The sequence below is a fragment of the Alicyclobacillus fodiniaquatilis genome (assembly GCF_042678105.1).
GTDB lineage: Bacteria > Bacillota > Bacilli > Alicyclobacillales > Alicyclobacillaceae > Alicyclobacillus > Alicyclobacillus fodiniaquatilis.
On sequence record NZ_JBHUCX010000020.1, the window covers coordinates 324,986 to 350,237 of the forward strand.

Here is a 25,252-nt window from a genome sequence, read left to right on the forward strand (position 1 = left end):
ATTAAATGAAGGTAGAGACTTCAATCTGTGGAAAGTTCATGGGTAAATACTACTGTGGTCATCTAGACTGCATCCGTTGAAGGGAGTGGAATGTTCATTACGTTATGTATCAGGGAATCCGAGTCCTTCGTTGACTCGGGTCTGGGGGGATGCCAATGGACGTGTTTTTCGCAATGGCACTGATTAACCGTGGGATTGATCTAACTGCCGTTCACTCTCCGAACCTTGCAAGGCGTCAAATATGACCAAAAAGCTCCGTTAAAACCAACTGACACATGTCACGACGGCCCGCACCATTGTAGCGACAGGGATACGAGCCGTCACACAACCATGATAAGCTTTAGATTCGTGGTAGTCGTGAATGAAATTATCGCTCGTCACCGAGCGCTGTTAGCCGCCATAATGGCCGACTTCGTTTCGACGTTCCCATCCCTCACGCATTTCCATCACAAATTGCGGCCACCAAGGTGTTTGCTCTGACAGGTTTACATACTTGTCCGTGGTTTCAATCCACTTCTTTCGCATCTCTTCGTAAGCCACATGCATCTCGCTCAATGCGCCAAATTCTGGTTGTAACCATTTTCGTCCGATTTGCGCATGGAGCACTTCGTCTGCCCAATCATAGTCTTGAAGGGTTATGGCCAGTGGCATGCCCGATTGAACGGCGATATCATGTTCCCACTTCTTCCCCGATTTTCCGGACATCAAATCCTGCTCAATTCCCCACAGTATGATATGGGACTCAAGCGGTGTAAACGCCGTGTTGAGTGAAACGGACGCTTTGATATCGATAGGATATCGATAGAAGGGAATCCCCGACTGATAGAGACCTATCTCCCCCATCATGGCATGCCGGGCTTCGTCATACAATTGTCGACTAAGGTCCACGTAATAGTCCCATGGCTTGTCGTTGGCGGTAAACAGAATAGGACACATCCACTCGGGTACATCCATTTCTCGCAACCGTTTGTACATCAAGGCGTATGTGCGTTCATCAGGTTGGAGCGCCTCATCTTGATAATAGTCATCTATCGCAGCAGAGCGGTTAAACATGTCGATAAAACGTTCATCCCGCTTCGGATAAAATTGTGGCTTATAGGACTCACCATTAAAGCGGGCGGGCGGCAAATTATGAGGCTCAGCCTGTGTGTGCTCACCGCGAATGCCTCCAGCATGATGCAGGTACGAGAGAAGGTGACTGCGCCAAGCTTCCGCAGCTTCGGAATCTTGTTTTGTTCGGATCAGGGCCTGAATAGCACTTTGTCCCCACGCCACCATTTCCTCTTCCTCCATGAGGATAAAACGGATCGCCCGATAGGTAGGTTGGTCCATGAAGCGGTTTGTCTCCAGTTGGTGTAACTGATATGCCTCGATCAGCGCTGGCTTAACGACTTCGTAAATACCCACGAGCAGTTCCAGTGTCGTTTCTGCGCGAATCACTTCCTCCAGAACGTGTTGCAACTTCGGATCTGGGACTCGATCTAGGTGAAGCGGCGGTTCTCGCATTTCGCTGACTCGTTTGCGGAGAGATGCACTGTGCTCGGCGTCCAAATACAAATGATATGCAAACGCACACTTACATTCCCATTCAGGCGTATTGGCAAGATGAGCGACCATGATTCTGTGTAGGAAGGTTTCAACGTATATGTACCGTTTCAGAAGCGCTACGTTCTGATCCACTCCATATCCCGGCACTAGGGCGCTATCATATGAACATATTCCGGCTAGCGGAGGTATCTTCAGGTTATCAATTTCAACTTTCACACGTTTGCCTCCATTCACTTCATTTGTAATAGAATTATGCTCATAGTGTATCGACAGTTGGTCAAATAATCTTTGTCAATACGCCGCTTGTTATTGTCAAAACGAACTGGGATGATAGAGTCAGGTAATGGCGGAAACGGAAGGTGTGAGAAAATGAAATCGGTCATGCAAGACCAGCGGGAAAAATCGAAAGTCATCTGCCCATATATTCGTGAGGCAGATTACGCAATACGCCGTCCTTGGGTGATACACGAACGGCGGCTTTTGGACTATCTCGTTGTCTACATTCAACAAGGCCTGTGCAAGGTGATTGTCGAGCATCAAACATTTCTGCTACGTCCCGGGCAGTTTTTCCTGATTCAGCCTGATCGTTTAGTGAAGATGGAAGGTCTCACGGATACAACGACCCCATTTGTTCATTTCGATGTCTTTTACAATTCTGATCGTGAATCGAGCTTCCCTACCAAACAGGGCCAGCTTGATCTCAGCGCATATCTTCACCTCGTCCAGCCGACATTTTATGATGCGTATCACCAATCCATCCCTGTCGTATTACATCCCAAGAATCCAATGAAACTGGCCCAGTTGATGCTCTCACTAGTGGAGTATTTTCAACATCGCGATCCCATCTTTCAACTGAAAGCTCAGTCTGTTGCACTGGATATCATTATCATGATCCTGGAAGATCACTTACCACATGACGCTGACCTCCATGTCCAATCAAACTCGCTTCATTGGATGACATCCTACTTTGCGAACAACCTGTCGAGCCCCCTCCAGTTAGAGGACATGGCAAAACGAGCGAATCTGTCTACATCTTGGTTCAACGTCCTGTTCAAACGTACGTATGGTATGTCCCCATACCAATTTCTGCTGAAGATGCGTATTGATCACGCCAAAGAACTCCTGGCGACGACCCAGCATTCGCTTGAGGAGATCTCGGCGTACTGTGGATTCGCGGATATCCATCACTTTGCAAAGACATTTAAACTGAAGACGGGAACATCCCCGGGTTTGTATCGATCATCTGTTGATAAGCGATTGGAAGACTCTTGAAGCTCCTTCAAAGAACCGTATGCGTCCATGGCATTCGCGAATCGAGCCCCAGAGCACCCACCCTGGCTTATTACAGCTGCCTACTCGAAAGTCATTGGATATAGTTATATTTTTGGAGAGTGCCTCAAAGAGCGTGGATCACCCTAGATTCTACCACTCTCCTCTCGCTCACGACATCTCACAACTTAAACGATTGTTCACCCCAAAAATTGTTGCACCAAAACACAAAATGGGCCCATCTGTAAGATGAACCCATCCCGATTATCCGCGCCGTAGCGGGCTTTTTTATGGTGGACGTTGACGGGCTCGAACCGCCGACCCTCTGCTTGTAAGGCAGATGCTCTCCCAACTGAGCTAAACGTCCGAATGTGGAGCTCCCAACCAGACTTGAACTGGTGACCTCATCCTTACCATGGATGCGCTCTACCGACTGAGCTATAGGAGCATCTTTGTTGGCTCCCCGAGTAGGATTCGAACCTACGACCCTCCGGTTAACAGCCGGATGCTCTACCGCTGAGCTATCGAGGAAGATGGTGGAGGTAAACGGATTCGAACCGATGACCCCCTGCTTGCAAGGCAGGTGCTCTCCCAGCTGAGCTATACCCCCAAAAAACACGACACTGGCAGGGGCGGCAGGATTCGAACCCACGACATGCGGTTTTGGAGACCGCCGTTCTACCAGCTGAACTACGCCCCTACAAAACATGGTGGAGGGGGTAGGATTCGAACCTACGAAGCATTCCGCAACGGATTTACAGTCCGCTCCATTTGGCCACTTTGGTACCCCTCCGGATTGGAGCCAGCGACAGGAGTCGAACCTGCGACCTACTGATTACAAGTCAGTTGCTCTACCAACTGAGCTACGCTGGCATCCGTAACGACAGCAATTAAATTAACACAGTCACAGCTTCTTTGTCAACGATAAAAAAAGTGCAGATTATTCGCTTGCTTCTGCATCAGCTGCATTGTTCTCAGCTGTGAGCGAAACCTGCCGCATCGGCACAAATGTCGAAATGGCATGTTTAAAAATCAATTGCTGTTTTCCTTCCGCCTCAACGACAATTGTATAATTATCGAATGCGCGGACAACACCGCGAATCTGAAATCCATTAACCAAGTATACAATCACCGGAATCCGGTCCTTGCGCACCTGATTTAAAAACGTGTCTTGGATGTTGATCTGTTGCTTCGTCATGATGTGTCTTCACACTCCATTCATGGGCCTGCCAATTCTATTCGCGAGTCCCCTCGCATTTTCCTTCTAGAAATTCTTCAATTATTCGCCAAAGTCGTGTGTTTTCTCCTGCCGCGAAATCGCCATCATCCGTCCGTTCAAACCATTGTACGCGAGGATCACGCCGAAACCAAGACAATTGGCGTTTGACAAAGCGCCGCGTATTGCGTTTGATGGCCTCAATCGCCGCCTGCGCAGTGCAGGCTCCGTCAAAGTACGCGTCAATCTCTTTATAGCCAATCGCTTGCAAAGCAGTATGTGCTGATGTGATTCCTTGGTCACGCAACGCCCTGACCTCGTCAAACAAACCTGCTTCCACCATCATGTCCACGCGTTTATCCACACGCTTGTAAAGCGCCTCGCGCTCCATCCACAAGCCAATCAGCAGGACCTGATAACGCCCAGACTTCGGCGTCCAATCGTAGTTCGTAGACATCATCTTGCCACTCGTCTCGGCGATTTCCAGCGCCCGAACGACGCGCTTTACATCATTGGGATGTAGGCGATTGGCCGAATCGACATCGCGCAGCTCGAGTGCTCTGTGGAGCGCTTCACGACCGTGTTTTTCGGCAAAATCAAGCCATTTTTCACGTACAGCGGCAGTGTCTGGCTGAGTGGAAAAATCAAGATCGTCCGTGATAGAGCGAATATATAAGCCCGTTCCGCCGCACACGACCGGGAGCACATGCTGGCTGTGCAATCGTTCGATGACCTCGTCCGCCGCTTTTTGCCATTGCGCGACAGTGAACTTCGTCGCAGGATCCACCATATCCAACAGATGATGTTGAATGCCGCGCTGCTCCTGTGCATTTAATTTCGCCGTGCCAATATCCATCCCGCGATAAATTTGCATGGAATCTGCTGAAATCACCTGCCCGCCATAGCGCAAGCAGATGTCCACGGCGACATCGCTTTTACCGACGGCGGTAGGTCCTAAAACGCAGATGACCCTTTTGTCATTCATGATGTTTGCGCCACACTCCGTAAGCAATTTTTCGGCGTGGTTGATCCGGCTGCAATTGATATTTTGCAAACACGCCTGATGAAGGCCGCTCTTTCACCATCACCGCACGCCGCGCGACACGCTTGGCCTGTGCGACGGCCTCCTCCTGCAGTTGATCGCGATTGGCAAACAACCGCAGGGGACCGAGCGCTGCCGACTCTTCATTAGGCGAACGAAACATCGGATCAAAATAGACGACATCCACGCTGTCATCCGGTTGTTCGGCCAGCCATGCGCTGTGATTCGCTTGGATGATATCCACCTTCGCGAGGTATTGAACCGCCTCTGGATAAGTAAGGCTGCCAAACTGCTGTACCGCGCGGAGCATCTGCGCCACGTACGCGCTCTGCTCCAGGCCAATCACGCGCCCCGTTTGTCCGACAGCGGCAGACAAGACCATGGCGTCGGCTGCCATCCCCAATGTCGCGTCCACGACGATATCCCCTTCGCGGATACCACCCACACGCAGCATGCGGTCTGTCTCGCCACGCGCCCGGCGCGCTATCCGCTGTGCCGCCATGCTGGGGTGAAAAAACAGCGGCGCATCCGCATCCCGATGATACAGTTTGAACGGCTCCCCCGCGACGATCACGACCTCAACCGCAAACTTTGCGCACAATTCCTGCACACTTCGGTCTTTGCGCGCGACACAGGGCGCCCCAAACCACGCCGCCAGTGCCTGCGCCAACTTCTCCTGTTCTGCAGATGCCTGCCATGGGGTGGTGACAACCGCCTGCAGTGCGTCACGAAAGCGGTCAGACAATGCGCCGGAACTCCTTCTCCAAATGTTTGTCGGTAAACTGCAGGAAGATGGGACGGCCGTGCGGACAGTGAAACGGATCGTCCAACGCCGTCAGCGCATGGCACAGTGCGGCCAGTTCTTCCTCGGATAAGTGCCAATTGGCTTTCACAGCAGCTTTACAGGCGCGTGTGGCAATCACATCGTGCATCAATTGGTGAAAATCGGCCGATTGCATCTGCGCAGGCAACTGTTCAAACGTCTCGTGCACCAGCTTGTCCATGTCCAGCCCTTCCCAAATATCCGGTACAGTGCGCACGACGACATCATAGCCGCCAAAGTGCTCAAACGTCAGACCAAGCTCACTTAACGCCGCTTGTTGCGACATCGTCCGTTCGAACACGCTGGGCGTGAGCGTCAAAGTGATTGGCGCAAGCAATGGCATCGCATAGACCGTGCGCGTCGTCAGGCGCGTGTAGAACTGCTCAAACAGAATACGTTCATGTGCAGCGTGCTGATCGATGATATACAGCGTTTCACCATCGTCAGCCAGCACATACATCCCCAGCGCCTGGCCAATCGGCCGCAGTTGCCAATTGGCCTTGCGAGCTTGCGGCGCGTCTGGCGCCGACGCAGATGGCGTTTGTTCCGCTGTCACCGCCTGCTCCGCTGCCGCGATATCCTGTCTTGACTCGTTCTGCGTTGGCGCATAAGCCACATCGGCTTCCCGAGCCGTCCCACTCGCATACTTGGCTTTATCCTGCAGTTCTACGCCGCTTTGCGGTTTGAATGGTGTCGTTCTTTGCACTGCCGGTCGCGCTGTGACCGATTCTTGTGTTCTCTGGCCGCCCTTGTCCACCGTTTTTGCCTGCGACCAATCAATCGCCAGCGGCTGCACCTCACTTCGCGCCTGAACACGCGGCGAGACGGGCGTTGGCGCCAACAGGGTCTCGTCCAACGCCGCAGCGATTGCTTCCGCGACAAAACGGGTGACATCCCCTTCTTCGCTGAAACGCACTTCTTCTTTATGCGGATGGACATTGACGTCAATTAGACTCGGATCCATCTCAATGTAAATGGCGTACATCGGCTGTTTCCCCACCATCAGGCGGTTTTTATACCCGCGTATCACCGCCTGATGGACTGCGATGTTGCGCACAGGGCGCCCGTTGACAAACAAATGCGCGTGCGATCTCGATGCTCTACCCTGAGTCGGCCGACCAATGTAACCTTTGACAACATAGTCGTTCGTTTCGCCAGTGACCGCCAACAGCTGTTTCGCCTCACCCACACCATACAGCGATGCAAGCACGGTCCGCATGTCACCGTTCCCTGGCGTTTGAAACAGCACGTGATGTTCCGTTTGGCAGCTAAACGCCACATCTGGACGGGACAACGCCGCCCTTTGCACGATCTCGACCGATTTTGCCTGCTCGGTCTGGACGCTGCGCAGATATTTCAGCCTCGCCGGCGTGTTGTAAAACAAATCGCGCACTTCGATGCTTGTCCCCACTGCTGCACCCACGTGCCGTATCGGCGCCATTTCCCCACCGGCGACTTTGATTTCAAGCGCAGCATCCGCGCCCGCCTGGCGCGTCGTCAGTGTCACGCGGGCGACTGCTGCGATGGATGCGAGCGCTTCCCCGCGAAAGCCAAGTGTGCGAATGCGGGTCAAATCCCGCTCTTCGTACACTTTGCTACTCGCATGGCGAGCAAAGGCCAGTTGGGCATCCGCCTCATCCATCCCAACACCGTCATCCTGAACTAAAATCCCCGCGATGCCCCCTTCAGTCAGCGTGACGGAAATTCGTTTCGCGCCTGCGTCCAGGCTGTTTTCAACAAGCTCTTTGACACATGAAGCCGGCCGTACGACAACTTCCCCCGCGGCGATTTGATTCGCCAGCGAAGTGGACATCAGTTGGATTTTTCCCACTGTATCAACTCCTTCGCTTTTTCGGTGATTTGATGCAGATGATTCATTGCATCAAGCGGTGTCATTCGCAACACGTCACATGCCGCCAGTTGTTCAACAAAAGCGACATACGGCCCTTGAAACAACCCCAAAGCAGTCTCATCTTGAGCCGTTGTCTGGTTGTTTGCGATGGCAGGAGAGCCCTGCTTCGCTGCGGCAGCCTCCACTTCAAATGAAGACATCCCTTCCCGCACCGCGAGCAGCGCTGTGGCGCGCGCAATCACATGCGGCGGCAATCCAGCCAATCGCGCCACTTGAATGCCATAGCTTCTATCCGATGGCCGCTCGACCACAGTGTGCAAAAAAGTGACCCCCGCATCCGTTTCCTCTACGGCCATCGAATAATTGCACACATTGGCAAAGGATTGGGAAAAGGCTATCAGCTCATGGTAGTGCGTGGCGAACATCGTCAATGGGCAATCGCTGCGCTGCGCCATCTCTTCCACCACCGCTTCCGCGATGGACAAGCCATCATATGTGGAGGTCCCTCGGCCAATTTCATCGAGTAGCACGAGTGTCCGCGCCGTCGATTGCCGCAGAATCTCTGCCAGCTCAATCATCTCCACCATGAAGGTGCTCTGCCCGCGCCCCAGATCATCCGCAGCGCCGATGCGAGCGAAAATCTGATCGACCACGCCGATCACGGCTCGTTTGGCCGGCACAAAAGCCCCCATTTGCGCCATAATGACGATGATGGCCGTTTGCCGCATGTAGGTGCTTTTGCCGCCCATATTGGGCCCTGTCAAAAGGATCATCTGTTGTTCGCCGCACAAACGCGTATCGTTCGGCACAAAACGGTTGATCGATAGCTTCTCGACAACTGGATGTCTGCCTTGCTCGATGTCGATCCCGACTTCATCGCGCATCTCTGGGCGCACATAGTTCTGCATGACCGCCACATGTGCCAGGGATTGCAACACATCCATTTGCGCCAACGCGTCGGCCCAAGCCTGTATTTCAACGCGTTGGCCCAAAACGCGCTCACACAAGGCTTGGAACATTTCCAACTCCTTCGCCATCGCCCGATCTTCCGCAGAGAGAATCTCCGCCTCGCGCGCTTTCAATTCCGGCAGGATGAAACGCTCTGCATTGCTCAATGTCTGCCGCCGTTCATAGTTGGCGGGGATGCTGCCCAAGTTTGCTTTGGAAATTTCAATATAATAGCCAAAAACCTTGTTATAACCGACTTTGAGCGATTTGATGCCTGTTCGTTCACGCTCTTGCTGCTCCAAATCGCGCAGCCAAGTGCGACCGGACAACTGCAACGTCCGCAGCCTGTCCAACGATTCGTCGACACCTTCGCGAAACATGCGGCCTTCGTGTGTGGAAACCGGCGGCTCATCCACCAATTGTGCTTGGATGGTCTTTATCAAGTCGGTCAAACCCGGCAAGTCGGACACCGTCTTTGCAATCAAACGCGGCAAATCCGTGGTGGATCGCAACGCGTCGATGACGGCCTGCCCATACGTCAAAGAGTTTGCCAAAGCCAGCAGATCCCGCGCGTTGCCGCGATTGAACGCAATGCGCGCGACGAGGCGAGACAAATCGTGCACGCCGCGCAGTCCATCGCGTATCTCCTCGCGCAAAAACAAGTCGCGGACAAACAGTTCCACCGCTTCGTGGCGGGCGTCAATCGCATCGCGCTGACATAGCGGCCGTTCCAGCCATGTGCGCAAAAGACGCCCTCCCGCAGAAGTCATGGTTTCGTCGAGCAGTTCGAGCAAAGAACCTTTGCGCGAACCTTCACGCGCTGTCTGCAGCAACTCCAGATGGTGCAACGCCGCTTGATTTAACTGCAGATGCGCTTGCACGAACAAGTTCTTGGGCTCCTGCAAATGGCGCAACGTCATTTTTTGCGTTTCCTGTATGTACTGCAGCAGATTCGCCAATGCGGCAGCAGCAGGGCTTTGCGCGGCTAAACCGAACACAACGGGACTGGCCACTTCATATTGTGTCTGAATCAGCGCCTCGTCTGCCGCAGCGCGAAATGTCATCAGCGCATCGGTATCCGCGGTAAATGAAGTCAGCCAATCTGGCATTTCCCACTGTTTGGCGACGACGATTTCGAGCGGTCGCCACAGCCATAACTGTTCTCTGCACAATGTCTCGTCTGCCTGCCCAACATAGACCTCGCCAGTCCCGACATCGACCATGGCCATCCCAAAAGACGCGCCTTTGGCCACAATTGTCGCCAAAAATCGGTTGCTGTGCTCATCGGACAAAGCCGTCCCCGGCGTGACAATCCGCACGACCTCGCGACGCACCAATCCTTTGGTCGCCTTCGGATCTTCCACCTGATCGCAAATGGCGACCCGAAATCCTTTATCCGTCAGCCGCTCAAGATACTGTTCGACAGCATGGTGAGGAACGCCGCACATCGGAATGCGGCCAGCGTCACCCGCATCGCGGCCAGTGAGCGTGATGTCCAATTCGCGGCTCGCCACAACAGCATCCTCAAAGAACATCTCGTAGAAATCCCCAAGCCGAAACATCAAAAGCGCATCCTGATGCGTCGCTTTAATCTCTTGGTATTGACGCATCATCGGCGTCAGTCCCATCGTCACACCTCCTGAACATATCTTATTTTGCGCACACAACTGCAAAGCGGCCGCCCTCACGCGACCGCTTGCCAGTTCCTTCTGCCATCAATGCGCCGAACAAGATGAGCAACTGCCCCCATCTCCACTTCCGCACTGACGCGGACCAACTTCCACAGGGACCTCCTGGTTTAAACGAGCCAGCAGAATGTGCATCACTTCCTGCAACATGCCATTGAGATCATCCTGAGCAGCTTTGTATTGCAAAGCGACCGGAATTTCCGCCAAACGCGCCTCAATCTGCACCGTTTGGTCTTTCATTCGCTGATACTTTTCACTCTGTTCGCCCACACGGTCCTTGAGCACAAGCATGCCGTTAGTCTTTTTCTTCAAATCATCGAACAGCGATTGCGCCTCTTTGTGGCTGGCCATTTTGTCTCTGGCCTGCCAGTACGTCTGCGCCGTCTCCGAATGCGCGATATGTCCGGCAATCTGTTCAGCCTTTTTGAGCAACAAATCGTGACTTTCCAAATTGACACTCATGAGATCACCTCTTCCACGGTTGTCATGCGTCCCTTCAGGACAAAGGTCTGTGGATCGGTGATTTCCACCCGAACGTGTTTGCCGCGCAGGGACACATCCCCTGGGAACAAAATCAGGCGATTGCTTCGTGTCCGCCCCGCCAACACAGCGCTGTTTGTCCTACTTGCGCCTTCGACCAACACATCCACGATTTGTCCTTTCAACGCCTCGTTGTGCATCAAGCTCACTTCATTCTGAGCATCGTTAAGCCGCTTCAGCCGATTTTTCTTGTCCGCGAGCGGCGTTTCATCTGCAAATTTCGCAGCAGGAGTATTTTCCCGCGCCGAATAGATAAACGTAAATGCGCTGTCAAACTTCACTTCCTGAATCAACTGAAGCGTATCCTGAAACTCCGCTTCGGTCTCGCCTGGGAAACCGACGATGATGTCAGTCGTCAAGCAGACGTTCGGAATGGCTTTGCGAATCTTTTCAACCAACTGGAGGTAATACGCGCGCGTGTGTGACCGATTCATCCGCTTGAGCACGCCATCATTGCCCGATTGCACAGGCAGATGGACGTGTTCAACAACATGTTCACACTCGGCGATCACGCGAATCAGTTCGTCCGTGAAATTCCAGGGATTGGACGTCGTGAAACGAATCCGATCAATCCCTTCAATGTCATTGACCTGGCGCAGCAATTGGGCAAACGTCACCGCGCCCAAATCTACGCCATAGTCGTTCACATTTTGCCCGAGCAACGTGATTTCACGGTAACCGTCGCGAACCAGCTCGCGGATTTCCGCCAAAATGTCTTCGGGCTGGCGGCTGCGCTCACGTCCACGTGTGTAAGGGACAATGCAGTACGTGCAGAATTTGTTGCAGCCATATTGAATATTCACCCATGCGCGAATGTTGTCCTTGCGCATTTTCGGCATGTCTTCCACCGTTTCCGCCGCTTTATCCCAGACTTCCATGACGGTTTCCTTGGAATGCCTGGCCGCACTCAATAACGCAGGCAACCGATGAATGTTGTGGGTGCCAAACAGCATGTCCACCCAAGGGAATTTTTCCAAAACCATCTTTTGCACGCCTTGCTCCTGCGCCATACAGCCGCATAAGCCAAAAATCAACTCTGGATTGTCATATTTGAGCGGACGCAGTCGGCCGATTTCTCCAAATACTTTATCCTCGGCATTTTCCCGCACGGCACACGTGTTAAACAGAATCAAATCAGCCTGTTCAACACTATCGGTCTCCTCATACCCCATACCGCAAAGCAATCCAGCCATCACTTCGGTGTCGTGTTCGTTCATTTGGCAGCCGTACGTTTTCAACAAGAAGCGATACGGCTCGCCGCTGGCCTTCAGGCCAACTTGATGTTCTTTTGTGAGTGTCTCGACATCGTATAAAACGCGGTCCACTTGGTTGGGACGGTGCGTGCCAAATGTCAGCCCCAGCCCTTGCTCCAAGCGTCCTTCGCGCGCAAGTTTAATTAAGTTTTCCTTTTCCAACCCGACGCAACTCCTTGTGCCCTCGTTGCAAGATTGTGATCACACATTTATCCTGAATATCAGTGATCACCTTCGTATGCGCCATCCGCGATGCCTCGATTGACTGGCATTTTCGTGATGCTGGCACGAGCGTATCACGCATGGCGGTCTATCCCAACATAATACCATAATATATGAAGTGTCTCACGAGGAAATAATGGAGGCGTTGGTGTTGTCGGACAAGTTGAATATCCCCACGTTTGAAGTGCATTTGATTCATCAGGAACCATGTTTGGACGGCCCCGTTGTCGCGCCGGACAAGCTTTCCTTCGCCAGTGATCTGCCAGATATTGATCAGTTCGTGCGCACACATCAGGCGTTGCTCGTGTACGACAAACGCTGGCATTATATCCCGTTCCACCAAATCCGGATGATCACCAAGGGTAAACAGCGTTTTGCGCTGCCTTGGCCGCTGGTTTAATCCAGATACGTCATTTCATGAAAAAAAGTCTGAGCCGCACTTTACTTGTTGGCTCAGACTTCTTTTTTATATTGTCGATCCCAGCTTGATAACGCAACCAATTCCAGCGTATCAAGCATCACTTGAACGCGCGTTCATGCAATTGCTGCAGCACGCCTTCTAGAGATTTTTTGCGGATATCCGGTTCATCAAATTTCATCGGTTTGGCGTTGGCCTCGAAGAACCAGGGTTGCCCACGTTCGTCAATGCCGATGTCCATGGACATCTCTCCCAAATTCCCACCGTACCGCTGATCGATAAGTACCGCCGCGCGCACGACCGCCTGCTCCAAATTCCGCCCCACCCGCAAAGCTTCGGCGCCAAACGCCCCTGCCAGCACGACATTCGCATCTGCAATGGAGCCGCCGTTGGGCACATGCGTGGTGATGGTCCCTGCGCCGCTGACTCGAACACCGCGCCCCACCATTTCCCAAGCACCGGACCGCTTTTGCAGCAGCACGCGAAAATCACACGACTGGCCACGATATTCAAGCGTACGGATGGCTTGCTGGATCACGTACTTGCCTGGCACGCGCTGGCGGCAGACCGTCTGCCACACATCTTCCAATGATTCACAAATAAATTGTGTCGTCCGGCCATGCTTCAGCACAAAAACCGCCCATTTTCCCTTGTTGGCTTCAATGCGCAACATGCCGTGTCCGACACTGCCGCCTGACGGCTTCAAATAAACGGCCATATGCTTATACAACATTGCGTATAAGTCCGCTTGTGTCAATTGAGAAACTGTGTCTGGTAAAAAATCAGCCATCCCGCCCTCAATCAGCATCTCATAGATCTTTGATTTACTAAAGTATTCTGGGTTAAACAGCGGAATGTTTTGATTGGCCAACAGTTGGCGCGCCTGCACAGCGCTTGGACGCCGTTCCAACAAACGATTTGGTATGCGGTTGTAAACCGCTTGCGGCGGTGGGCAAGGGACACTCATCCACCGTCTCGTCCCCAAACGCACGTACCCCTGCCACTTGGGGTTGCTGGTCACTTGATCCGTTGGCACCACGTACAAAAATACGCGTTTTTGGCGTCCAAGCGCGATGATGTCGCGAAAGTTGAGGCGGGCGCCAGTGAAACCCTCTTTGCTCTCCCCCGCCAATATCGCGTACACTTCTCCCAATCTTGCCCCATTCGATGTCATGGTCAATGTCGTCGGAAACCGGTAGATGACGGTCTCGCGCACCGCTGAGGAGACAATGCGCACAGGTAGACCACCGCTAGCGAAACGTGCCGTCGCCGGCCATGCTCTCCCCCGTGTTTCACCCACCGGGCGAACGACCAATTCAATTTCCCCATTTGAATGAAGCCACATCAGTTCTGCGTTGATTACACGGTTCACAACAGCGACCCCTCTTCCTCGTCAAGAACCTGTCACCCGAACACGCCTCGTTCTTTTCACCTGTTTGCGCCGAAGCGTTGTGAGGGGGATGTTCCACTCTACGCGAACATCCTTGCTTTCATCCCAAGTACGCCCCTGCTCAATCATGGCAAATAGCGGTTCGACATACTCACGATATTGACTGTATGCAGCATGCTGGCGAACTGTTTCGATATTGCGAAGAATCAAAGGGCGCAATTGCGATAAATGCCCATCATAAAAAGCGAATTGCGAATGGGATGAATATAAGTCCGGAATCGGCAAATTCCGATGTTCTGCCGCGATAAAATGCGCCAGATGAAAAGCGGCGACGGTGGCGTCGCGGCTGCACACAAAACTCCCAGGCGTGCGGTACTCGAACCCGCCGTAATCCTTGTGGCGAATGTCCCCCAAATAACCGTATTTCGGCCTGCGCAAAGCTGCCGTTTTTCGATCTTCCACGGCCATCATCATCAAGCCTAGATAGTTGTCCAACGCTTTGACTAGGCGACTGGAGAAAGGCACACCAGAAAAGTGAATATGTCCACCCGTGCAGTACGGTCGAAATGGCATGCTACCTGCGCGCCAGCGAACGAGCGGCCGCCCAATTCGCTCACTGGCCTCACGCATCGTCGCCCGCAAGTTGTTCAAGAGTCCGTTCGGACTGCTGTCCGGCAATGGACGCAGTTCCATCAAAGGCAGACGTTTGCCGTCAAAATTGACACTTCGATCATCACAGCCTACACGCCCTTTGCGTGTAAAATAGTTGCTTGCCAACACCATCTTTCCTTGCGCATTTTGCAGCATCACTTCCACGTCGGTTCCCAACATCAATGTGCTCGCACCGCTGTAACGCGCGCGTTCCTCTCGCTCCATAAACGCGTTCATCGCTTCTTTATAAACTTCCAGCATCCGCCCCTCTAACACCGGGGTCGCTGTGACATCCAACACGTGTAAGGCCCCTTTCGGGCCCACACCGATGCTCACCATGCCAAAATCCAACCCAAGCGCATGCAGCGTGCGCGTGGCCAAAAAGACAGCGCGCCTGGTTTGCTTATCCCCAGTCAGCGAGATTTCTTGAAAGGAAGGTTGCAACCGCGAAATGCGCGCTTGCGTCCAACTCGCGCCAGAATCGGATCGAAAGCACCCAATGGGCATCAATTCAAACATCGGAATGCGATATTGTCGGCTAAAACTGGTCACGCCGCCGTTCTTGCTCGATCTCGGCGCCACGCGAACGCCGACACGACGCAAGAACTTGGCCATGGTATTTCGCGAGGCAATGCGCGCAATCGCATCTTTCGAATTGAGTACCATCCCTTGCGCCGGATCGCTCTCCTCCGTAGCACCCCAGCGCACCAACACATCAGATTCTGATACGACATTGGTCGACACATAGTTGGAAAGGCGAGACAATTGTGTGACTAGGCGCTTTGCAGATGGCTGGTTGCGATGTAACAAGTAGTACGCCATACTCGACATCCTCCTTTCTCTACGGTCTATTTCGATGTCGACGTGGCGAGATAGATGGCATATCGAATAGGACGTTCAAAGGATAAATCCACCAAATCCTGACGTCCTTTCTCCGTCGTCGGGGTCTTGCGCGGTTTGGAATTGACCTCAATGACCCACACCTTTCCTGAAGTATCTAAGCCCAAATCGATCCCCAATTCCCCAAACTGCTTTCCCGACTGCTTCTCTACTGCGTCGACAATTTGTTGTGACAAGCGTCGAATCTGCGACTTTGCGCGATTTTTCTGCTCTTGTTTCGGCAAACACTGGGCAATTGCGTCATCCACAGGCATCGCATCGCCGCCTGCCGTCAAATTCGATGTAAAGTCTCCACTCTTGGCTACCCTCGCAAACATTTTGGTTCGCTTCCATTCACCAGTGTGATCGCGCTGCATCAGGATTCTGATGTCAAGCGGACGATGCTCGTAAGTTGCGAGCGGTAATCCCTCTTGCCAAATATACGGCCGTTGCTTCAAACGCGTGCGAAAAGTTTCAAGGGCGCGCTCGCTGGAACTCGCCTTGCCCCGCAGCACAGACGACGTCTTCTGCTTCTGCTCGTAAATGACGCTGCCGTCGCGCTGTCTGACAAAACGCGCGATGCCAAGTCCTAGACTTCCGTGTAAAGGTTTGAGAAAACTGACACTGTGCGTATTCAGAAACGCAATGGCTTTTTCCATCGTCGTGTGGCGAACCGTTCTGGGCAAATGCGCTTTGACATCCACGCTCTCTTTGAGCCACTCGTAAATCTGCCACTTGTCAAAGAATCCATCGTTGAAAAATTTTTCTTTATATCGCTTCGTCAACGCTTGGCGCTTTTCTTGAACATTTGGATCACGTTCCAACTTGCGCGAGACAAGTTGGTCGTAGATCACATCCGGCATTGGCAAATCGCGACGATGCCAGCGCCCCTCATGGAGCACATAGCCGCGTACTGTACCGGATCGCAGATTGACATCGCTCATGCGAAACAGAAAACAAACCGCACCATGCGTTCTGCCTGCCTCAACCAGTCGTTTCAAAGCAGGCAGTTGTTTGGTTTGCTTCAGCGTGCGTTTTTCCCTGTCCCAGAGCGGATTGGAAAGAATGCCAATGAGCGGACCGAATCTCACGCCTTGCGGCAAAATTTGCGCGGGCATCCGCCACGTGTATTCCGTCAAACGCAAAGCCTTTGCTGCCGATTCACTCAAGGCAAATTCGCCTTGCCGCAAGTTCATATCCAGCACGCAGGTCAAAAGAATCTTTCGCGATCCGTGCGTACACTCCACTTTTGGCAATTGGAGTAGATCTCTCGATTTATGGAATAAAGGATTAACGCGCAAGAGGGGTATTGCGCTATGAAACGTGTGTACACTAAGTTCAATTTGTTCCCCTTCCATCCTGTCCGCCCCCTTTCCACGTCTCACCCACCGTATCCCGTTGCCCTGATAGCATATTCAAGCATCGAGTCAAGTGACAGACGACGAGTGTCCGGGGAAAGCATGCGCAACATGCGCCTTCCAGGTGTAGGGTTTATTTCGAATATATAGATGTCTCCTGACGTGGAGATGGCCAAATCGATGCCGACCTCTGCGAATGCGCCGTAACGTTTGGCGAGTGTGCGCACCACGGTCATGGCAATGTCGTCCATTTGCTGGATGTAGCGTGTCGTTTTGTCCTTGCCAACTGCCTGCTCGATGAGATCCTCCGCTTTTTTCGCCTGTCCACCTGTGTGAATATTGGTCGTAATGGCATTCTTTTGGCCAATACGCGCCACCCGAGCAATCACCTCTGGGTTGTCGCTCGCTTGCACTAACCAGCGAAAATCAAAGGGTGAATCGTTCAAACGCGGCAATTGCACCGTGTCCTGGACAATACAACGCCGCATACCAGTTCGTCGCCAGAAACCAACAAATTCATCCTGTGTGGACAAAAGGGCTTTCTTCAGTTCTGTCTGCGGTTGAAACACATTTGTGTAGCGCTCTGTGTTGCGTGAAACCTTGCGTTTCTCCCATTGCACTTTGGTCCGGTTTCCATTTTGTTGCACATGATAGATGGATATCCCCTGCGCGCCGCCAGGTGGTTTGAGATACACGTCTTTGCGCGCCATCACCATCCGATACAAGTCTCGCCCTGACGTGCAAAGTGTTGTTCGCGGCAAAAACGGGCGCAAAGATGTTTCGACACTAAGCACCTGGTACAATGTCCATTTGTTGCTGCTCGCGCGCGGCAATGTGTACAACCGCCCTTTTTCTTGTAATTGCTGCAACTCGCGTTGCGCCTTTTGCGCATTCAGTTTGGCAAACGAACCAGAACGGCGGATGACAATATCCGGGAAAATTCGTTCATGATTTCGCCAGGTTTTTCTCGCGCTATCAAAATGCATGACCCGTCGCTGCGCGACATCACCTGGAGATAAAATCACGACATGCACCCCCATTGCCTGTCCGTATGTAGTCAATTCCTCAAACATATGTGTCTGTTCGCCAAATGGCCTATCCTTGGATGGCAGTCTATCCACGTACAGACCGAGGACGGGGCCCAGTCGCCAAACGCTGCCGTGCTGGACCAGATGCAAGTCTGTGTCCGCAGTCAGTCCAAATGCGTTCGCCACGGATGGAGACAACACCAAAATCGGTTTTTCTCTCTCCAGCGCCCTATTCGCCGTCGCGTTCACAGCACACACGAGATTTCCGAATATCAGCTCAGTTACATTTTTATTGCCAAGAGAAAAACCACGCAGTTGCACACTGCGTCCGTGTAACGATTGACTGATTTGAACGCGAACTCGCATACTGGTCCCTCCTCGAAGTCATACAATGAGAAATGGGGCGCATCACGCCCCATTTTCAATCCACCAATTGATTTGTTCAGTCTTCGATCTCGACTTCTTCCAGTACACTTTCCTCTTCGAAGAAGTCTTCGTCTTTTTTCTCGACCAACTCAGCGGTCACAACACACAATTTTGTCTTGCCGATGATTTCCACACCGAGCTCTTTCTCTACCCGAACCAGCACCTCTGATCCATTCCCAGTCAACGTTGCATCAAGACAATTCGGGTTTTGCAACACGCGAACTTCTACTTCACGCGTGTCACGCACACAATCTGTATCGAGATCGTGAAGGGCAATCTGCTCGACATAGGTCACAGTTTCCTTCGCCACAGCCGTGTCCGAGTTGTTGTTGTACGAATACCACACGTTGACATCGAAGCGCCCGTGTACTTCGACATAATCGCCAATCAATTCAGCTTCGTAAATGTGGTTCATCACCCAGCAACCACCGATTGTGCTTGGACGGTGCGTAGGGCGCACTGTATACGTTGTCTGTGCGTACTTGCTGCCCCGACCGCAAACCGCGCTCGCCATGATTTCACGATAGCCAAGATCTTTACTTGAGAGCACCATGCGGCAACCTCCTCTGAAGTTTAACCCGACGCGTCATCACCAAAGGCATCAGCCCGGGTTTCATACTGTATCGGTATGCGAGTCGAGGAAAAGTGGTGAACGCCGTGCCACCTCGCCCGTGTCGGCATATCGCCTAATCGCTACCACAGCACATCCTATGCGATTGCCTAAATGGGTGCGCATCATATCATCGCCCGAAAAACGAAGTTAGGCTTGGCAACAAAAAAAGCGCCCCCTGTGAAGGAGCGCCTCTTTGGCCTATAAGCGGTGGATCATGCGGACTACGCGGGCAATTGCCGCAGCAAAAACGCTTCAAAATTGTCAAATAGAATTCGGTGCGCCAGTTCATTTCCGTATCGTTCCCTGATGGATTGCGCCAGTTGGGCATAGTCTCGGCTTTCGGACAGTCCTGCGACAGGGTTGGAGGTTCCATCAAAATCTGAACCAAAACCGACGTGGCGGGCGCCGCCCAGTTCCAAAACGTGATCCAAATGGCGTAAGACATCGTCGCTACTAGCTGGCTTGTCACTCAAAAAACTCGCTTCAAACGTCAACCCCAGCCAACCATCGCGGCGAATGATCTCACGAATGACATCGTCCGTGAGATTGCGCCTGTGCGCATGTACAGCTCGTGCATTTGCGTGGGAGGCCATCACGGGGCCATCCGTGAAGCGAAGAATATCTCGCACACCCGCATCATGCAAATGCGCCAAATCAATCCACATCGCCATCCGCTGCAATTCACGAACCACGGCGCGACCTGCCCGGGTCAAACCGCCGCCGCGCAGTTCCCCACATCCATCAGCCAACTCGTTGGCGTCATTCCATGTCAGGCCCATCCCCCGCACGCCGAGATGATGCAGCATGTGTAAAATTTCAACCTGCCCGCGCAAACAGCCGCCTCCCTCAAGAGACAGAAGCGCCGCCATTTGATGCTGTTGCCGCGCGGTGCGCAAATCGCTGCGCGATGTGATGTGACGGATATTGGGCAGCGTCGCCACCTGCTCATAAAATGCCGCTAGTTCAAGCAACACATTGTGAAGTTGCGTCCCCGCATCTGCGTCGGGCGACACAAACAGCGCAAACACCTGTGTGGCCACACCCCCAGCCGTCAAAGATGGAAAATTTGCTTGAAGCCGCTGGTCATCTGCCTGAAATGAAATATCCGAACCACAGAGCTTCATTAACACATCTACATGTGCATCGGCTACATGGAATTGGTTCATCAAAGCTGCTCCTTTCCATTCGACCTTTACGCATGGCGCTCACGCGCACGTAAAATTCGACCGTTGCTCAGCGCGGTTCAATCAACAGGCGAATGGCCGTCCGATCCTCCCCGTCGATTTGAATGTCCGTAAACGCTGGAATACAAATCAAATCAACGCCACTTGGCGCGACAAATCCCCTGGCAATGGCGACCGCTTTAACGGCCTGATTTAAAGCGCCTGCTCCAATCGCCTGAATTTCAGCGCTTCCTTGCTCACGCAATACCCCTGCCAAAGCACCCGCGACTGAATTCGGATTTGACTTAGCCGAGACCTTTAACACATCCACGATGAAATGACCTCCTCTATCCCCTTCGGCAGTAGGACACTATATCGATATTTCACACACTGTCCTTTTATGCCAACAGAAGGGACAAGAGAAGAAAAACTACTGATGCGGCTCGAATCGATTCAGCGACTCAATGTGTTTGGCGCGCCCCGTTTCGTCATCCAGTTCAAACAGAACCGCACAAAATTGATTGGCTCCATCTGCGACTTCAAAACGTGTCGGCATTTGCGTGCGCATGCGCTGAATCACCTGTGTCCGATTCATGCCTAAAATGCCGTCGCGCGGCCCGACCATACCCACATCCGTAATATACGCCGTTCCGCCTGGCAAAATCGTGGCATCCGCAGTTGGCACATGCGTGTGTGTACCGAGCACAGCCGACACTTTTCCTGCAAAAGCCCAACCCATGCCGAGTTTTTCCGAAGTCACCTCAGCATGCATGTCGATAATGACATGACATATATCGGAATGTTCCGCCAAAATGCGCTCGACCGCATTGAAGGGGCAATCCAACTGGCTTAAAAACGTACGTCCCATGACGTTGATGATCAAGACTTTGCGCTGGTTCACTTTACAAATCGTATAGCCGCGCCCTGGTGTGTCCACCGGATAATTTGCCGGACGAACGATACGTTCATCACTGTCGATAAAACGCAAAATTTCGCGTTGATCCCATGTATGGTTCCCCATTGTCACGATCTCGACGCCAGCGTCATACAGCGATTCAACCGTCTTTTGCGATAATCCGCGTCCTTTTGTCGCATTTTCTCCATTTGCTATCACCAAATCTGGCTGATGGAGTGGCAAGATCTCTGACAGTGTCTCAGCTGCAAAACGACAACCAGGTTCCCCCACGATATCGCCAAGAAATATCACTTTCATCACATAGTCCCTTTCCACAATCCGTCTATGCTTCAAACAACATGCTTCTGCTATCACGACAAACGAGCCTGACGGAATTTTTACAAAACTCGCCCACGATAGAAAAATAGAGCAGCCTGTTGGCTACTCTATTTTGCGTATTCCACGGCTCTAGTTTCTCGAATGACAGTCACTTTAATCTGACCTGGGTAATCCAGTTCGTTTTCAATCTTTTTGGATATCTCCTTTGCCACCAAAAATGACTCAGCATCATCAATTAATTCCGGTTTCACAATGATGCGAATTTCACGCCCTGCCTGAATGGCGTAGCTCTTTTCGACACCAGAAAAAGACTCTGCAATCGATTCAAGCTTCTCCAAACGCTTCATGTAAATTTCCAGCGTTTCACGACGTGCTCCTGGACGTGCAGCAGAAATGGCATCTGCAGCCGCCACAATGACTGACACTGGAGAAGAAAATTCCACATCCCCGTGGTGCGCAGCAATGGCATTAATGACAATTGGATGTTCCTTGTAACGTTTTGCTAAATCCACACCAATTTCCACGTGTGAACCTTCTACTTCGTGCGTAATGGCTTTACCGACATCGTGTAACAGACCACCGCGTCTTGCAAGGGCGACATCCAACCCCAGCTCCGCAGCCATCATGCCCGCCAAATGAGCCACTTCAATTGAATGCTTGAGTACGTTTTGTCCATAACTTGTACGGAATTTCAAACGGCCAAGCAATTTGACCAAATCCGGATGCAATCCATGCACATTGCTGTCAAAGGTCGCTTGCTCACCTTCTTCGCGAACGAGGTCATCAATATCTCGCCGCGCTTTCTCCACCATTTCTTCGATCCGCGCTGGATGAATGCGCCCGTCAGCGACCAGTCGCTCCAATGCAACGCGTGCAATCTCACGGCGAATCGGATCAAACCCGGATAAAATGACGGCCTCAGGCGTATCATCAATAATCAAGTCAATGCCCGTCAGCGTTTCCAAGGTACGAATATTCCGGCCCTCGCGGCCAATAATACGTCCCTTCATTTCATCGTTAGGCAAATTTACAACCGATACGGTGATTTCCGAAGCGTGATCCGCAGCGCAACGTTGAACTGCACTCGCGATGATATCTCGCGCTCTCCGCTCGGCATCCCGTTTTGCCTCTTGCTCAATTTGTTTGACCATCACTGCCGCGTCATGCCGCGTCTCGCGCTCCATCTGACTGATGATGAGCTCGCGCGCGCTTTCCCGCGTCAAGCCAGAAACACGTTCCAATTCGCGAACCTGCTCCAAGCGCAGTGACTCAATTTCAGCCTTTAAACCTTGCAATGACTGTTCGTCTTTGCGTAGTTCCTCTGCTTTTTGCTCTTGCACTTCCAACTTGCGATCAAGCGATTCCTCTTTTTGAAGAACACGGCGCTCAAGTCGCTGCAGTTCGTTGCGTCGCTCCCGCAGCTCTTTATCCGCCTCTTGACGAATCCGATGTGTTTCCTCTTTTGCTTCCAAAACTGCTTCTTTGCGTCTTGCCTCTACGTCTCGTTGTGCTGACTCTATAATCTGCAAAGCACGCACTTCCGCGGTGCCAATTTTGGACTCGGCCATGAACCGCCGAGCAAGGTAGCCAAACCCTAAGCCAATCGCTAAACAAATTACTGCTATGACAATACACAACCAAATGGGAATCACAAAGCAATGCCTCCCTGCTCCAGTTGGAAAAACCAACCGTTCGCGTCAATGTATGACGGATTCGAGCTAGAGGCCGTAAATGATACGCAGATCTATTGTACGTGTTCGTCCAAATCACTGTCAAGAAAACACATCTTTTGATGCCTCACCCGTGTTACCGTCCTCATTTTGGATGATTTTCACAATCTCCATTGCCACATCTTGAGAAAAACCGCGGCGCGCCAAGTGTTGCAACAGCTTCATTTTGTCCTTGTATTCTTCGATCCGCCCATGCCTGCGCAAATATTTTTCCGCAATCAATCGCGCGGCCTGCAATTCGTCATCTGACGTAAAGTGTCGGTCTATCACCTGTTTTGCCGTTTCCCGCTCAATGCCGCGGCGCAATAGCTTTGCCATCAGCTGTTGTCGCCCAGCGCGGACGCCAGCCTGTTCCACAAACCAAGTGGCGTAGCGCTCATCATCAATGATATTACGCGCCTGCAACCGTTTGACGACGGCGGCGGCGACCGCATCATCCACTTCTTTTCTTTTGAACATCGACCGAACTTGCGATGCGGTCCGAACGCGACCTGTCAAGTAGGTGAGCGCCAGCTTCTCCGCCTCTCGAATGACCGCACGCTGTGTCAACACTTCAAATAAATCCGCATCGACCGGCAGACCAACTTTGAGGCCAAGCTCCACCCAATCCGTAATGGCGATGACAAGCGCCAAACGAATGTGAAAAAGAACCCGAACAGCGTTCGGGTCCCCCATCACTGGCTCACGAGCCACAATCACATCTTCATTTGGTTCAGGTAACGTTGCCAAACTCAAGCACATCCTCCGGGTCATCCTCCGAGACATCGCCGGCAATCAGTTCCGATAAAGGGACATCATAATGTGTGCGAACTTGCGCCTCAATTTGCGCAGCGATTTCTGGATGCTCTTTCAAAAACTGTTTCGCATTCTCCCGTCCTTGGCCAAGGCGTTCCTCATTGAACGAGTACCATGCACCGCTCTTTTGAATCACGTCGATATCCGCCGCCATATCTACCAGGCTGCCTTCACGGGAAATCCCTTCACCGAACATGATATCGACATCCGCTTGCCGGAACGGCGGCGCGACTTTGTTCTTGACCACTTTAATGCGCGTGCGCGACCCGACTACGTCGTTGCCTTGTTTAATTGATTCGGCGCGTCTGACTTCAAGTCGAACCGTGGCATAAAACTTGAGCGCACGTCCGCCAGTCGTCGTTTCCGGATTGCCGAACATGACACCGACCTTTTCGCGAATTTGGTTGATAAAGATGGCGATGGTCTTCGATTTGCTAATGGCGCCCGCGAGCTTGCGCAATGCCTGCGACATCAACCTCGCTTGCAGACCGACGTGTGAATCCCCCATGTCGCCTTCCAATTCGTTTTTCGGAACCAAGGCCGCGACAGAGTCGATGACAATCACATCGACTGCGCCGCTGCGCACGAGCGCCTCTGCAATTTCCAGCGCTTGTTCACCGGTGTCCGGCTGTGAAATCAACAATTCGTCGATATTCACGCCAAGCTTTTGGGCATAGGCTGGATCTAACGCGTGCTCGGCGTCGATAAACGCGGCTTGGCCGCCCGCCTTCTGCACCTCTGCGACGGTATGTAGCGCGACAGTCGTCTTACCTGACGATTCCGGGCCGTACACCTCAATGATGCGGCCTCGCGGCAATCCGCCCACACCCAGTGCGATATCCAGTGCAATTGACCCCGTGGAGACCGTTTCCACATTCATGGACGCAGAAGCTTCCCCCAGCCGCATGATAGAACCTTTGCCAAACTGCTTTTCAATCTGTTTCAGGGCCATTTCTAGCGCCGCGCGCTTTTCTCCCATGGGACACCATCCTCATTTCGAAAGAATAATCACCATTTGCGACTGCACCAACCACGCTGCTTCAGTTACCCAAAAATGCTCACGGTTCGATTGGCGCGTAAACGCCGCGCATAGCGGTCTTATTCGAATCACTTTGATATCATAATCAATTCGCGAAGTGTTGCTAGCTTCCTTCGATCATATTGTA

Annotated in this window: 21 protein-coding genes and 7 tRNA genes; 2 read left to right on the forward strand and 26 right to left on the reverse strand. The window is 52.4% G+C overall.

Going from position 1 to position 25,252, the window contains the following annotated elements:
• Positions 1-390 precede the first annotated feature (390 nt).
• Positions 391-1,506, reverse strand: a complete 1,116-nt coding sequence (locus ACFSB2_RS07850; protein ID WP_377942475.1) for a hypothetical protein — start codon at positions 1,504-1,506, stop codon at positions 391-393.
• A 411-nt stretch (positions 1,507-1,917) separates the two neighbouring features.
• Between ACFSB2_RS07850 and ACFSB2_RS07855 the strand changes: the two genes are divergently transcribed.
• Complete coding sequence (locus tag ACFSB2_RS07855; protein ID WP_377942476.1) at positions 1,918-2,820, forward strand: helix-turn-helix domain-containing protein; 903 nt, start codon at positions 1,918-1,920, stop codon at positions 2,818-2,820.
• Between the two features lie 288 nt (positions 2,821-3,108).
• Here ACFSB2_RS07855 and ACFSB2_RS07860 read toward each other — a convergent pair.
• From ACFSB2_RS07860 to miaB, 14 genes are all read right to left on the reverse strand, one after another.
• A tRNA-Val gene (locus ACFSB2_RS07860) sits at positions 3,109-3,184 on the reverse strand.
• Positions 3,185-3,189: 5 nt separating this feature from the next.
• Positions 3,190-3,265: transfer RNA gene (locus ACFSB2_RS07865), tRNA-Thr, on the reverse strand.
• An 8-nt stretch (positions 3,266-3,273) separates the two neighbouring features.
• Positions 3,274-3,348: transfer RNA gene (locus ACFSB2_RS07870), tRNA-Asn, on the reverse strand.
• Positions 3,349-3,351: 3 nt separating this feature from the next.
• Positions 3,352-3,427, reverse strand: a tRNA-Ala gene (locus ACFSB2_RS07875).
• Positions 3,428-3,441: 14 nt separating this feature from the next.
• Positions 3,442-3,517 (reverse strand) — tRNA-Trp (locus ACFSB2_RS07880).
• A gap of 8 nt (positions 3,518-3,525) precedes the next feature.
• A tRNA-Tyr gene (locus ACFSB2_RS07885) sits at positions 3,526-3,610 on the reverse strand.
• Positions 3,611-3,614: 4 nt separating this feature from the next.
• Positions 3,615-3,690 (reverse strand) — tRNA-Thr (locus ACFSB2_RS07890).
• Positions 3,691-3,757: 67 nt separating this feature from the next.
• On the reverse strand, positions 3,758-4,015 hold the full coding sequence (gene hfq / locus ACFSB2_RS07895; RefSeq protein ID WP_377942477.1) for an RNA chaperone Hfq: 258 nt from the start codon (positions 4,013-4,015) through the stop codon (positions 3,758-3,760).
• A 37-nt stretch (positions 4,016-4,052) separates the two neighbouring features.
• Positions 4,053-5,018, reverse strand: coding sequence for a tRNA (adenosine(37)-N6)-dimethylallyltransferase MiaA (gene miaA, locus ACFSB2_RS07900; protein ID WP_377942478.1), 966 nt, complete (start codon positions 5,016-5,018; stop codon positions 4,053-4,055).
• Entirely contained in the window at positions 5,011-5,820 is an 810-nt protein-coding gene (locus tag ACFSB2_RS07905; protein WP_377942479.1) for a class I SAM-dependent methyltransferase, read from the reverse strand. Before ACFSB2_RS07905 ends, miaA begins: the two co-directional genes overlap by 8 nt.
• On the reverse strand, positions 5,813-7,729 hold the full coding sequence (mutL, locus tag ACFSB2_RS07910; protein WP_377942480.1) for a DNA mismatch repair endonuclease MutL: 1,917 nt from the start codon (positions 7,727-7,729) through the stop codon (positions 5,813-5,815). The genes ACFSB2_RS07905 and mutL overlap by 8 nt, the downstream gene beginning before the upstream one ends.
• A complete protein-coding gene (gene mutS / locus ACFSB2_RS07915; RefSeq protein ID WP_377942481.1) occupies positions 7,711-10,326 on the reverse strand; it encodes a DNA mismatch repair protein MutS in 2,616 nt (871 codons plus the stop codon). Before mutS ends, mutL begins: the two co-directional genes overlap by 19 nt.
• Positions 10,327-10,413: 87 nt before the next feature.
• Positions 10,414-10,848: a YlbF family regulator gene (locus ACFSB2_RS07920; RefSeq protein WP_377942482.1), complete on the reverse strand. Its 435-nt coding sequence runs from the start codon at positions 10,846-10,848 to the stop codon at positions 10,414-10,416.
• Positions 10,845-12,341, reverse strand: a complete 1,497-nt coding sequence (gene miaB / locus ACFSB2_RS07925) for a tRNA (N6-isopentenyl adenosine(37)-C2)-methylthiotransferase MiaB (protein WP_377942483.1) — start codon at positions 12,339-12,341, stop codon at positions 10,845-10,847. Before miaB ends, ACFSB2_RS07920 begins: the two co-directional genes overlap by 4 nt.
• 208 nt (positions 12,342-12,549) lie before the next feature.
• On the opposite strand from miaB, the gene ACFSB2_RS07930 reads away from it, so the two are divergent.
• Positions 12,550-12,801, forward strand: coding sequence for a hypothetical protein (locus tag ACFSB2_RS07930; RefSeq protein ID WP_377942614.1), 252 nt, complete (start codon positions 12,550-12,552; stop codon positions 12,799-12,801).
• Between the two features lie 118 nt (positions 12,802-12,919).
• Here the strand turns inward: ACFSB2_RS07930 and ACFSB2_RS07935 are convergent, their stop codons facing one another.
• From ACFSB2_RS07935 to recA, 11 genes are all read right to left on the reverse strand, one after another.
• Entirely contained in the window at positions 12,920-14,191 is a 1,272-nt protein-coding gene (locus tag ACFSB2_RS07935; protein ID WP_377942484.1) for a YheC/YheD family endospore coat-associated protein, read from the reverse strand.
• A 21-nt stretch (positions 14,192-14,212) separates the two neighbouring features.
• Complete coding sequence (locus ACFSB2_RS07940; RefSeq protein WP_377942485.1) at positions 14,213-15,682, reverse strand: putative amidoligase domain-containing protein; 1,470 nt, start codon at positions 15,680-15,682, stop codon at positions 14,213-14,215.
• Positions 15,683-15,708: 26 nt separating this feature from the next.
• Complete coding sequence (locus tag ACFSB2_RS07945; RefSeq protein WP_377942486.1) at positions 15,709-17,097, reverse strand: YheC/YheD family endospore coat-associated protein; 1,389 nt, start codon at positions 17,095-17,097, stop codon at positions 15,709-15,711.
• Positions 17,098-17,120: 23 nt separating this feature from the next.
• Complete coding sequence (locus tag ACFSB2_RS07950; RefSeq protein ID WP_377942487.1) at positions 17,121-18,491, reverse strand: YheC/YheD family endospore coat-associated protein; 1,371 nt, start codon at positions 18,489-18,491, stop codon at positions 17,121-17,123.
• 76 nt (positions 18,492-18,567) lie between these two features.
• Entirely contained in the window at positions 18,568-19,104 is a 537-nt protein-coding gene (gene cotE, locus ACFSB2_RS07955; RefSeq protein WP_377942488.1) for an outer spore coat protein CotE, read from the reverse strand.
• 281 nt (positions 19,105-19,385) lie between these two features.
• The gene (locus ACFSB2_RS07960) at positions 19,386-20,330 is read right to left on the reverse strand and encodes a dipeptidase (RefSeq protein WP_377942489.1); all 945 of its coding nucleotides are present in this window, start codon (positions 20,328-20,330) and stop codon (positions 19,386-19,388) included.
• A gap of 67 nt (positions 20,331-20,397) precedes the next feature.
• On the reverse strand, positions 20,398-20,658 hold the full coding sequence (locus ACFSB2_RS07965; RefSeq protein ID WP_377942490.1) for a stage V sporulation protein S: 261 nt from the start codon (positions 20,656-20,658) through the stop codon (positions 20,398-20,400).
• Positions 20,659-20,757: 99 nt separating this feature from the next.
• Positions 20,758-21,540 carry a TIGR00282 family metallophosphoesterase gene (locus ACFSB2_RS07970; RefSeq protein ID WP_377942491.1) on the reverse strand — a complete coding sequence of 261 codons (783 nt, stop codon included), beginning with the start codon at positions 21,538-21,540 and terminating at the stop codon, positions 20,758-20,760.
• Between the two features lie 128 nt (positions 21,541-21,668).
• Complete coding sequence (rny, locus tag ACFSB2_RS07975; protein ID WP_377942492.1) at positions 21,669-23,213, reverse strand: ribonuclease Y; 1,545 nt, start codon at positions 23,211-23,213, stop codon at positions 21,669-21,671.
• Positions 23,214-23,333: 120 nt separating this feature from the next.
• Entirely contained in the window at positions 23,334-24,026 is a 693-nt protein-coding gene (locus ACFSB2_RS07980; protein WP_377942493.1) for a regulatory protein RecX, read from the reverse strand.
• Positions 24,004-25,065, reverse strand: coding sequence for a recombinase RecA (gene recA, locus ACFSB2_RS07985; RefSeq protein WP_377942494.1), 1,062 nt, complete (start codon positions 25,063-25,065; stop codon positions 24,004-24,006). Before recA ends, ACFSB2_RS07980 begins: the two co-directional genes overlap by 23 nt.
• Positions 25,066-25,252 lie beyond the last annotated feature (187 nt).